9 protein-coding genes and 2 tRNA genes are annotated in these 11,712 nt (G+C 44.9%); 3 read left to right on the top strand and 8 right to left on the bottom strand.

Annotated elements, in window-relative coordinates; all coding sequences use genetic code 11:
• Positions 1-33: 33 nt before the first annotated feature.
• From pheT to uvrB, 8 genes are all read right to left on the bottom strand, one after another.
• Positions 34-2,409, bottom strand: coding sequence for a phenylalanine--tRNA ligase subunit beta (gene pheT / locus LGT40_RS04525; RefSeq protein ID WP_226070051.1), 2,376 nt, complete (start codon positions 2,407-2,409; stop codon positions 34-36).
• A 15-nt stretch (positions 2,410-2,424) separates the two neighbouring features.
• Complete coding sequence (gene pheS, locus LGT40_RS04530; protein WP_226070052.1) at positions 2,425-3,462, bottom strand: phenylalanine--tRNA ligase subunit alpha; 1,038 nt, start codon at positions 3,460-3,462, stop codon at positions 2,425-2,427.
• 103 nt (positions 3,463-3,565) lie between these two features.
• Positions 3,566-3,925 carry a 50S ribosomal protein L20 gene (gene rplT, locus LGT40_RS04535; protein WP_226070054.1) on the bottom strand — a complete coding sequence of 120 codons (360 nt, stop codon included), beginning with the start codon at positions 3,923-3,925 and terminating at the stop codon, positions 3,566-3,568.
• 15 nt (positions 3,926-3,940) lie between these two features.
• On the bottom strand, positions 3,941-4,138 hold the full coding sequence (gene rpmI / locus LGT40_RS04540; RefSeq protein WP_014706666.1) for a 50S ribosomal protein L35: 198 nt from the start codon (positions 4,136-4,138) through the stop codon (positions 3,941-3,943).
• Between the two features lie 27 nt (positions 4,139-4,165).
• A complete protein-coding gene (gene infC / locus LGT40_RS04545) occupies positions 4,166-4,693 on the bottom strand; it encodes a translation initiation factor IF-3 (protein WP_084003045.1) in 528 nt (175 codons plus the stop codon).
• Positions 4,689-6,614 carry a threonine--tRNA ligase gene (gene thrS, locus LGT40_RS04550; RefSeq protein WP_226070056.1) on the bottom strand — a complete coding sequence of 642 codons (1,926 nt, stop codon included), beginning with the start codon at positions 6,612-6,614 and terminating at the stop codon, positions 4,689-4,691. Before thrS ends, infC begins: the two co-directional genes overlap by 5 nt.
• Positions 6,615-6,693: 79 nt before the next feature.
• Positions 6,694-6,770: transfer RNA gene (locus LGT40_RS04555), tRNA-Val, on the bottom strand.
• 111 nt (positions 6,771-6,881) lie between these two features.
• Complete coding sequence (gene uvrB / locus LGT40_RS04560) at positions 6,882-8,894, bottom strand: excinuclease ABC subunit UvrB (protein WP_226070057.1); 2,013 nt, start codon at positions 8,892-8,894, stop codon at positions 6,882-6,884.
• Positions 8,895-8,967: 73 nt separating this feature from the next.
• On the opposite strand from uvrB, the gene LGT40_RS04565 reads away from it, so the two are divergent.
• From LGT40_RS04565 to LGT40_RS04575, 3 genes are all read left to right on the top strand, one after another.
• Complete coding sequence (locus tag LGT40_RS04565; RefSeq protein WP_226070059.1) at positions 8,968-10,155, top strand: pyridoxal phosphate-dependent aminotransferase; 1,188 nt, start codon at positions 8,968-8,970, stop codon at positions 10,153-10,155.
• Between the two features lie 551 nt (positions 10,156-10,706).
• Positions 10,707-10,782, top strand: a tRNA-Asn gene (locus LGT40_RS04570).
• A gap of 509 nt (positions 10,783-11,291) precedes the next feature.
• Entirely contained in the window at positions 11,292-11,705 is a 414-nt protein-coding gene (locus tag LGT40_RS04575) for a substrate-binding domain-containing protein (protein ID WP_226070061.1), read from the top strand.
• Positions 11,706-11,712: the final 7 nt, after the last annotated feature.

The following is an 11,712-nucleotide window of genomic DNA, read 5'->3' on the forward strand; positions in this document are numbered from 1 at the left end:
CTTTACCTCTATATTCTTATTATTGAACCGACATTAGGTTCTGACCATCGCACCCAAGTCATTTTGCAACTTCCGGGTGATTTGTAACATTAATGCATCGACTTCATCATCGGTCATGGTTCGCTCACCATGTTGAAGATGGAAGGCAACCGCAATACTCTTCTTACCAAGCTCGACACCATCTCCAGAATAAACGTCAAACAATTGAATTGCTTTAAGAATATCAGACTCAATGCCTTTCAGGCAATGCTCTATTTCAAAGGCAACAACGGAATTGTCGACGACTAATGCAAGATCCCTGCGAATAGCTGGATAACGAGACAAAGTGCTAAATTTTGGCACATCGGATTGCAGACAAACCGTCAATGCCAATTCAAAAACATAGGCTTTGCCAGTAAAGCCTAATGGTTTATTCAATTTTGGATGTAAAGCACCGATCCATCCAACAGCTTTATTATCCTGATAAATACGTGCTGACTGTCCAGGGTGTAATGCAGGATGGGATTCAGCACGAAATTCTACTTTGCCATTTCCCAGAGCTAATAGCGCTTCTACATCAGCTTTCACATCAAAAAAATCAACCTTACGATTTTTTTCTGCCCATTGCTCCGATTTTAAGTCACCGTAAATCAGCCCACCAATACACTGATGTTGATCAATATTGGCGAGTTCACCACGAAACACGCGTCCGACCTCAAACAAGCGAACACGATCATGCTGACGATTCAGGTTATAGACCATTGCCTGCACCAGTCCCGGCCACAGAGAATGCCGCATATCCGACAAATCCGCAGAAATTGGATTGGCTAATTTAATCGGTTCGATATCACTGTCAGCAAAGTGCTGCTGCACTGTCGGATCAACAAAGCTGTAGGTGATTGCCTCAAAATAACCGCGATCAACTAACAGATTTTGTAAACGTTCTGTTGCCAGCCGTTTTTCAGATATCGTGCCGGGTAAAACACTGATTTCCGGACGAGTCTGAGGCAAGCGATCATAACCGTACAAACGGCCCAACTCTTCGATCAGATCCACTTCGATATTAATATCAAATCGGAAGCTGGGCACCATCACCAACCATCCATCTCTAATCGCAGTAACTTCCAGACCCAACCGTGTCAGCTGCTCTTCTACTTCTGCAGCCTCAAGTTCAATACCCAATACTCGCTTAATACGATTTGCACGTAACAGGATTTGCGGCGTTTCAGGTAATGCATCTTTGTCATTGACCACTGTTAACGGGCCTGCCTGACCACCGGCAATTTCCAGAATCAAGCTGGTAGCACGATGCATGGCTTGTTCAGCTAGCTGAGGATCCACCCCACGTTCAAACCGGTGTGAAGAATCGGTATGCAACCCATAACTTCTGGCTTGACCAGCGATGGCATCCGGGGCGAAAAAAGCCGCTTCCAGGAACAAAGAGGTTGTCTGTGCAGTGACAGCGGAAGCTTCTCCTCCCATCACACCAGCCAAAGCTAATGGACCCGAAGCATCTGCAATAATCAGCGTCTGTTCAGCAATTTCTACTTCTTGCCCATCTAGCAATGTCAGTTTTTCACCGGGTTTAGCAAAACGCACGGTAATGAATTGTTGTAATTTCTGCAGATCAAAAGCATGCATCGGCTGGCCCAGTTCGAGCATCACATAGTTGGTGATATCGACTACGGCGCCCAGGCTACGCAAACCACTTCGGCGTAGTTTTTCTTGCATCCATAAGGGGGTTTTTGCTGCAGGATTAATATTCTCAATGACCCGGCCAATATAATTTGCGCAGGCTTGGTTGGCTTCGACTGATACCGGGAAGCGTGTTTCAACGGCCGGAGCGACTTCATTAATTTTCACGGGTGTTAAATTTGTACGACTCACCACACCAAGTTCACGTGCGATACCAGCAACGCCAAGGCAGTCACTGCGATTAGGGGTTAAATCTACTTCAATGGTGAAATCATTTAACGACAAATAGTCACGAATATCTTTACCCACAGGCGCATCTTCAGGTAATTCCAGTAATCCTTCAGAGGATTCCGCCAAACCTAATTCTTTGGCAGAACATAACATCCCGAATGACGGCTCACCGCGCAGTTTGGCTTTTTTGATTTTGAAATCGCCAAGTAATACCGCGCCTACTACGGCAACCGGAATTTTTAAACCTTCACGAACATTGCTGGCACCACAGACAATATGCAATAACGCATCGCCGGCGACATCTACCTCACAAACCCGTAATTTATCGGCATCCGGATGGGGAACGACTGATTTAACCTGTCCGACCAACACACCGGAAAAGTCACCAGCAACCGGAGATACCGAATCAACTTCCAAACCCGCTTGCGTCAGTTTTTCGGCAATCACCTGTACATCGAAATCAGGATTTACCCATTCACGTAGCCAATTTTCGCTTAATTTCATGGCGAACTTCCTATCCTATTTGAACTGACGCAGGAAGCGCAGATCGTTCTCAAAAAATAATCGCAGATCATTCACGCCATAACGCAGCATCGCCAGGCGCTCAACACCCATACCAAAGGCCAGACCCAGATATTTTTCACTATCAATATTGACGTGTTCGAATACTTTCGGATGCACCATGCCACAGCCTAATACTTCCAACCAACCGGTATGACTGCAGACGCGACAGCCTTCACCACCACAGATAACACACTCAATATCGGCTTCTGCCGAAGGTTCGGTAAAAGGAAAATAGGAAGGACGAAACCGAACATTCAGCGGCTTTTCAAAGAACGCCTGAAGGAAGTCTGCCAAAATGCCTTTCAAATCAGTAAAGCTGACATTCTCATCCACCATCAAACCTTCAACCTGATGGAACATCGGTGTATGGGTTAAATCAGAATCACATCGATATACACGACCCGGGGCGATAATACGTAAAGGTGGTTGCTGCTCTTCCATCACCCGAATCTGAACTGGTGAGGTATGAGTACGCAACAACATTTCAGCATTAAAATAAAAAGTATCGTGCATGGCTCGCGCAGGATGACTTTCAGGAATGTTCAATGCTGTGAAATTATGATCACCATCTTCGATTTCTGGACCTTCGGCAATTTGAAAGCCGATTTGACGAAAATATTGTTCAATGCGTTGTAAAGTTCGAGTTACCGGATGAAGTCCGCCAACTTCAGCATTACGACCTGGTAGAGTCACATCTACTGTTTCTGCTGCGAGTGCTGCCTGCATTGCCTGTTCAGCCAGAACTTTTGTACGTGCTTCGGTGAGACCCGCAACTTCCTGCTTGGCCAGATTGACTTCTTTACCAATTAAAGGCCGTTCCTCAACACTCAGATTACCCAATTCTTTTACATAGCCGGTAATCAAGCCTTTTTTGCCTAAATACTCAACTCGAACATTGTCCAGTGTTTTAGCATCGGTCGCGTTTTCAATCGCGGTCTTCGCTGCCTCAACAATCTCTTTTAATGCCAGTAACTGCGATGACAGTTCAGCCATATTTCCTCCACCTGAGGATCAATCAGAAATAAAAAAGGGCCGTCATCAACGGCCCTTTCCTGTGCAACTAACAATATGATTCGCGCTTAAACGAACCGAGTGATTAGTTAGCCAAAGCCGCCTTTGCTTTTGCAGCAATAGCAGCAAACGCAGCAGAATCGTGATAAGCAATATCTGCCAATACTTTACGATCGATTTCGATAGATGATTTTTTCAGACCATCAATCAACCGGCTGTAAGACATTCCACATTCACGGGCTGCAGCATTGATACGCGCGATCCACAAAGTACGGAATACACGTTTTTTCTGACGACGATCACGGTATGCATATTGACCGGCTTTAGTAACTGCCTGGACAGCTACACGATAAACATTCTTGCGACGGCCATAATAACCTTTGGCCTGCGCGATAACTTTTTTATGACGGGCGCGGGCTGTTACACCACGTTTTACTCTAGGCATCGGAATACTCCTTAATTATAGAAGAGGCAGTAATTTGCGGACTGACAAATGATCTGCTTTACAGATTGTCAGCGTGGAACGCAGTTGGCGTTTCCGCTTAGTGCTTTTCTTGGTCAGGATGTGACTGGTAAACGCTTGAGCACGTTTAAATTTTCCGCTACCGGTACGTTTGAAACGCTTGGCCGCACCGCTATGATTTTTCAATTTTGGCATTTGGAACTCCGCATTGTTAATTAATAGTTATTTTTTATTACTTGGTGCCAAAACCATAATCATTTGCCGGCCCTCTTTCTTCGGATGTTGCTCAATAACCGACAGTTCTTTCAGATCATCGGCTACTCGTTCGAGCAGTTTCAATCCTAGGTCCTGATGGGCCATCTCACGTCCACGAAAGCGGAGGCTGACTTTGGCTTTGTTACCTTCTTCGAGGAAACGTGTCAGGTTGCGTAGTTTTACCTGATAGTCACCCTCTTCCGTCCCTGGTCGGAATTTTATTTCCTTTACCTGTATCTGTTTTTGCTTTTTCTTCGCAATGGCCTTTTGTTTATTAGCCTCAAACACATACTTGCCGTAATCCATAATACGGCAGACTGGTGGTTCTGCCTGAGGGGCAATCTCCACCAAATCGAGCTCGGCTTCTTCAGCTAACTCCAAGGCTCTCGCCAATGAGATAACGCCTAGTTGTTCACCGTTTGCATCGGTTACACGAATTTCTTTGGCTGTGATTTCAGAATTCAGCCTTTTTTGATCTGTAGCGATGTTTTTAATCCTCTAAAATAATTCGACCGCGGCCAGCAACGTCTTCTTGAAGCATTGAAACGAAGCTTTCAAGCGACATAGCGCCTAAATCTTCGCCTTTGCGAGTACGTACTGCCACGGCATTTTCTTGTGCTTCGCGATCCCCAACAACGATCAGATAAGGTACGCGCCGCAATGTGTGCTCGCGTATTTTAAAGCCAATCTTTTCATTTCTCAAGTCCGTATCGGCTCTAAATCCCTGATTTTTCAATTGTTGGGCAATTTGTTGAACATATTCTGACTGTTTATCGGTAATTCCCATGACCATAACCTGACGTGGTGCAAGCCATGCCGGAAACGCGCCAGCATATTCTTCGATGAGTATACCGATAAAACGTTCGAGTGATCCAAGAATCGCACGATGCAGCATGACCGGTACCTGTTTGGAACCATCATCCGCCACATAAGTTGCATCCAAACGACCCGGCATGGAGAAATCGACCTGAATTGTGCCGCATTGCCAAACGCGTCCAAGACAATCTTTAAGAGAGAACTCAATCTTCGGTCCGTAGAACGCACCCTCGCCAGGTTGCAACTCCCAAGCCAGATCTTTGGCATTTAATGCCTGTTCCAGCGCATGTTCCGCTTTATCCCAAACCGCGTCACTTCCCACACGATTTTCCGGCCGAGTTGAAAGCTTGATAATAATTTCGTTAAAGCCAAAATCGGCATAAACGTTAAACAGCAAATCAATAAAGGTAGAAACTTCGGTCTGAATCTGGTCTTCTGTACAGAAAATATGCGCATCATCCTGAGTGAATCCACGCAGACGCATCAAGCCATGTAAAGTGCCCGAAGGTTCATTACGATGGCAGGAACCAAATTCCGCCATGCGTAACGGTAAATCACGGTAGCTTTTCAGACCCTGATTAAATATCTGGATATGGCATGGGCAATTCATCGGTTTGACCGCATAATCGCGATTTTCAGAGTGAGTGCTGAAAATCATGTCGCCAAATTTGTCCCAGTGACCGGATTTCTCCCACAGACTACGATCCACAACTTGTGGAGTACGTACTTCCTGATATCCGTTGTTGGCCAACACATCGCGAATATATTTTTCTACTTCACGATAAATCCGCCAGCCATTGTCATGCCAGAAGATCATGCCGGCCGCTTCATCCTGCAGATGGAACAGATCCAGACTTTTCGCCAGTTTACGGTGATCGCGTTTTTCAGCTTCTTCCAGACGATGTAAATAGGCTTTCAGATCTTTTTTATCAGACCAGGCAGTGCCATAAATACGCTGCAGCATTTCATTTTCGGATTTACCACGCCAATAAGCACCGGCCAGTTTCATCAGTTTGAATGCTTTAAGTTTTCCGGTATTCGGTACGTGCGGACCACGGCATAAATCCATAAACTCGCCCTGACGATAGACGGACAGTATTTCGTCCTTGGGGATATCTTCGATGATCTGAGCTTTATATTCTTCACCCATTTCACGAAAGATCTGCACTGCTGCATCACGGGTGACTTCTTCACGCACCACTTGCAGATCCTGTTTAACCAGCTCTTCCATGCGTTTCTCGATCTTTTCCAAATCTTCCGGCGTAAAACCTTTTGGATAAGAAAAGTCGTAATAAAAGCCATCATCAATGACTGGGCCGATAGTGACCTGAGCATCAGGATAAAGTTGTTTTACCGCTTGAGCCAACAGATGTGAAGTCGAGTGTCGGATGATATCAAGCCCTTCTTCATCACGTTCGGTAATGATGGCAAGTTCGGCATCATCTTCAATAACGTAATTGGTATCGACCAGTTTGCCATTCACTTTACCTGCCAGTGCTGCGCGGGCTAAACCGGCACCGATATCGGCGGCGACATCATGAATTGAAACAGGGTGGTCGAACTGGCGTTGGCTGCCATCAGGAAGGGTAATTGAAATCATACTATATCCTTGGTTGTGGCCAATACGAGAGGCCTTAAAAACCAAAAAGCACCTGCAAGAGGTGCTTGATGTATATATCTGGTAGGCACGATTGGATTCGAACCAACGACCCCCACCATGTCAAGGTGGTGCTCTAACCAACTGAGCTACGTGCCTACTGTGAAGCGCGAAATTATACGCAGTCAGGCATTTTTTGCAAGCGCTTTATGCCGCCTCGTGACATGGTATTTATTGAGCATCAATATCGTCTTCAGCAGAGATATCCATTTAAAGTGTCACTGGGCCTAACGCCATCTTTTTCACCTTTTCCAGCTCATCGCGTAAATTGGCGGCTTCTTCGAACTCCAGGTTCTGTGCATGTTTGTACATCGCACTTTCAATCTGCTGAATGCGTTTAGCTAACTGCTGAGGAGATAACGCTGCATATTTGGCATATTCTTCAGCCACTTCGGCAAAACGCAGATTTTCCTCTTTTTTGCTCTTAGAGTCATCCATCCCACCCCGAATTGATTTGATAATGCCTTTTGGCGTAATGCCATGTTCGACGTTATGAGCGATCTGCTTTTCTCGTCGACGGTCAGTTTCATCAATCGCCCGACGCATTGAGCCGGTAATCTGGTCGGCATATAAGATCGCTTTACCATTGAGGTTACGGGCCGCACGCCCGATGGTTTGGATTAATGAACGGTCACTGCGCAGAAAGCCCTCTTTATCCGCGTCAAGAATGGCGACTAATGATACTTCAGGAATATCCAAACCTTCACGCAGCAAGTTGATACCTATTAATACATCAAATTCGCCCAAACGCAGATCACGTAATATTTCCATCCGCTCAACGGTATCGATATCCGAGTGCAGGTAACGCACTTTGACATTGTGTTCACGTAAATAATCAGTGAGATCTTCGGACATGCGTTTGGTCAATGTGGTGACCAGAACCCGTTCGTTGACGGCTGTTCTTTTATGAATCTCAGACAGTAAGTCATCGACCTGTGTGCCAACTGGACGAATTTCCACTTCGGGATCAATCAGTCCCGTAGGTCGCACCACCTGTTCGACAATATTGCCTGCATGTTCAGCTTCGTATTTACCCGGTGTGGCAGAAACAAAAATAGTCTGTGGTGCCAGCTTTTCCCATTCATCAAACATCAATGGCCGGTTATCCAACGCGGATGGTAACCGGAAACCATAATTCACCAGTGTTTCTTTACGTGACCGATCACCTTTATACATCGCGCCAATCTGCGGAATCATCACGTGGCTTTCGTCAATAATCAGAATGGCATCATCCGGCAAATAATCAAATAATGTCGGTGGAGCTTCGCCAGCCTGACGGGTGGATAAATGTCGCGAATAGTTTTCGATACCGTTGCAGTAGCCAAGCTCTAACAACATTTCAATATCAAAACGGGTTCGCTGCTCCAAACGCTGTGCTTCTACCAGTTTATTTTGTTCATTTAATTCTGCCAGTCGCTCACGCAATTCATCCTTAATCGAATCGACGGCTCCTAATATGGTCTCGCGTGGTGTGGCATAGTGAGTTTTAGGATAGATGGTAATGCGATTCATGCGTTGCAGCACTTCACCTGTCAATGGATCGAAATAACTGATTTGCTCAACTTCGTCATCAAACAGTTCAATTCTGACTGCATCACGCTCGGATTCTGCCGGGAAAATATCAATCACCTCGCCGCGCACCCGATAGGTACCACGAGACAGTTCTATATCATTCCGTGAATACTGCAATTCAGCTAAACGACGCAGAATTTCTCGCTGATTAATGACATCGCCCTGCACCAGATGTAACACCATCGCCAGATAGGCATCTTTCTCGCCCAAACCGTAGATACACGACACACTGGAAACGATAATCGCATCACGCCGCTCAAGCATGGCTTTCGTCGCCGACAAACGCATCTGTTCAATCTGCTCGTTAACCGATGCATCCTTATCTATAAAGGTATCGGATGAGGGTACGTACGCTTCTGGCTGATAATAATCATAGTAGGAAACAAAATATTCCACCGCATTATTCGGAAAGAACTCTTTCATCTCACTATAAAGCTGCGCAGCCAGGGTTTTATTGGGTGCTAAGACCATGACCGGACGCTGCACAGCTTGCGCAACATTGGCAATAGTGAAGGTTTTTCCCGAGCCAGTAACGCCTAACAGGGTCTGCCACATCTCACCGTTGTTTAATCCCTCAACCAGCGATGCAATCGCGGTTGGTTGATCCCCTGCCGGTTCAAACTCACTCACTAACTCAAATTGTTTTTTCATACTCTTTAGCAATGTCCGTGTTTATCGTATATTACGGTTTTCTAATCACTTATCGTTTCTCGAAGGACAGATTTTGACTATCAAACTCTCACAGCGCGTACAAAGCATCAAACCCTCGCCTACTTTAGCCATTACCGCACGCGCCGCGGCCTTGAGAGCCGAAGGTAAAGATATAATTGGTCTTGGTGCCGGTGAACCGGATTTCGATACGCCGGATCATATCAAGCAAGCAGCAGTCGAAGCGCTTAATAAAGGCCAAACCAAATATACCGCGGTTGATGGTACAGCTGAATTGAAAAATGCCATCATTAAAAAGTTTTCTCGCGATAACGGTTTAACATATGAAGCCAACCAAATTCTGGTTTCATGTGGTGGTAAACAAAGCTTCTTCAATCTGGCACAGGCTTTATTAGAGTCTGGCGATGAAGTTATTATCCCGGCACCTTACTGGGTATCTTATCCTGATATGGTATTACTCGCTGATGCCAAACCGGTCATCATCATTGGCGACCGCGATCAGCGTTATAAAATCACTCCACGACAACTGGAAGATGCGATTACCGACAAAACCCGTTTATTTGTCATTAACAGCCCTTCCAACCCGACAGGCATGACCTACACCAAAGCTGAACTTGAAGCATTGGGTGAAGTTTTGCGTAAGTACCCCGATATTCTTATCGCCACCGATGACATGTACGAACATATATATTGGGCCGATGAACCATTTTACAATATCGTCATGGCCTGTCCGGATCTGTATGACCGCACCATCGTCATGAATGGCGTGTCAAAAGCCTATTCCATGACTGGCTGGCGTATCGGTTATGCCGGTGGTCCTGCTCAACTGATCGGCGCGATGAAAAAAATCCAATCGCAAAGCACGTCCAACCCGACGTCGATTTCACAAGCTGCTTCTGTTGAAGCCTTGAATGGTGATCAAGGTTGCGTACAAACCATGCTGGTTGCGTTCAAAAAACGCCATGATTTCGTAGTTGAAGCATTAAACAAGATGTCAGGAATTACCGCTTTGGAAACAGACGGAACATTTTATGTGTTTCCGGACATCACTGGTGTCTTAGCAAATAAACCAGATCTCAACGATGATATGGATTTCGCCGAAGCCTTACTGGTTGAAAAAGGCGTTGCGGTAGTGCCTGGTACAGCATTCGGTCTGAAAAACCATATCCGTTTATCAATTGCTACCAGCGAAAACAACTTACAAAATGCTTTACAACGTATTGCTGAATTTATTGAACAATAAACTATTTTAGCGACGTCTGTAGTGCTTTGAATAACGGCCGGTTCTGCCGGCTGTTATTCAAATTCTGTTTTTGATCCCCCACTATTCAGCAGTAGCCCTTGTACAGAACTTGCTGAACATTCTGATCCACCACATTCGCCCGGTCTGAACCCAGGGAATGTTTATATACTTCACCGGATTTCCTCTTAACCTCGCCTTTTACAGAATGTAATGAATGGCCATTTCACCCATGTTGCCCGATAAATGTAAAGCATCCGGATTTTCATCCAGCTCATGATGAAAGTACGCTGGGGTCGATATAACCACGATACTAAACAATTAATAATTGAAAATAAATATCCTAAATAGGAGCTCTAACGGCAGAGCTTACCGGAATAATACATTTCATATTATCGCTGCTGAACGTGAAAAATGTAATTTTTGCTTAAATTAAACCGGCTAAAAAATATTACAATCAATAACATATAAAGCGGCTCATTTAGAGGCTCAAAAAAATTAGCACTAATCCTTGACCCTCAGGGCTCAAATCACTATCATAGCCATCTTTCTGTTCCCCGATAGCTCAGTTGGTAGAGCAAATGACTGTTAATCATTGGGTCGCTGGTTCGAGTCCAGCTCGGGGAGCCAATGATTTAAAGAACCTCAGCAAGTATCACTTCTGAGGTTTTTTTATGCCTGAAATTTGCCTGTCACAGGCATTATCGTAATAACATGAAACTGTTGTCCTAATCTTCAATCACAGGCTGCAGCAATATCTAAAATCATAATAACCTTTTACCCTTATAAATACCGTTTCGAAGAATATCAGCTACTCAGCTGTTACAAATACCAAAGTTTTAACACCTTGCAGATCACGGCAACATTTATTTTTTCCCAAAGCTTATTGAAAACACTGCTCGTAACGTTAACTAGGCGTTTCGTACTAACGCAGAGCAGCTGTTTATATAAAAGTCTTGCATTTCAATCATTAACTTTGAATTCAGCTCTTTTATTACCTACTTAAACACCTCTGAAAATCGCGCTTACTAATAAAAATCCAACTTTTAAGCCCTTGTCATAAATCTTTAACAAACGGCGGATAGGCTTAGTGACTTGTAAACCACTTGCTCTATTTTTATCACTAGTCAGGAGTTTTTATGAAACTATTTGCGAAGCGCGCAAAGTCAGTTTTTGTCATAGGCGCACTTATTGGTGCCATGAGTTCAACCGCTGCGTATGCTGATCTTAAATTAAATGGTTCAGGTGCCAGCTTCCCAGCCCCTCTTTATAACAAGTGGTTTAAAGACTACAGCAAACAAACTGATGGCGTGCGTATCGACTATCAATCAAAAGGTAGTGGCGCAGGTATCCAGGATTTCATCAATGAAACTGTCGATTTTGCTGCCAGTGACGCGGCAATGAGTGACAGTGAATTGGAACAAGTTAAAAAAGGCACGATTTTACTGCCAATGACCGCTGGGGGTTCTACCCCGATTTTGCGGACACTTCAAAGAAGCCTGATAATGGGCAAAAGGAGTGTTTATGTCGAAGAGAAGAAAGTACAGTACTGAGTTCAAA

The organism is Methylophaga pinxianii (assembly GCF_020447225.1).
Lineage (GTDB): Bacteria > Pseudomonadota > Gammaproteobacteria > Nitrosococcales > Methylophagaceae > Methylophaga > Methylophaga pinxianii.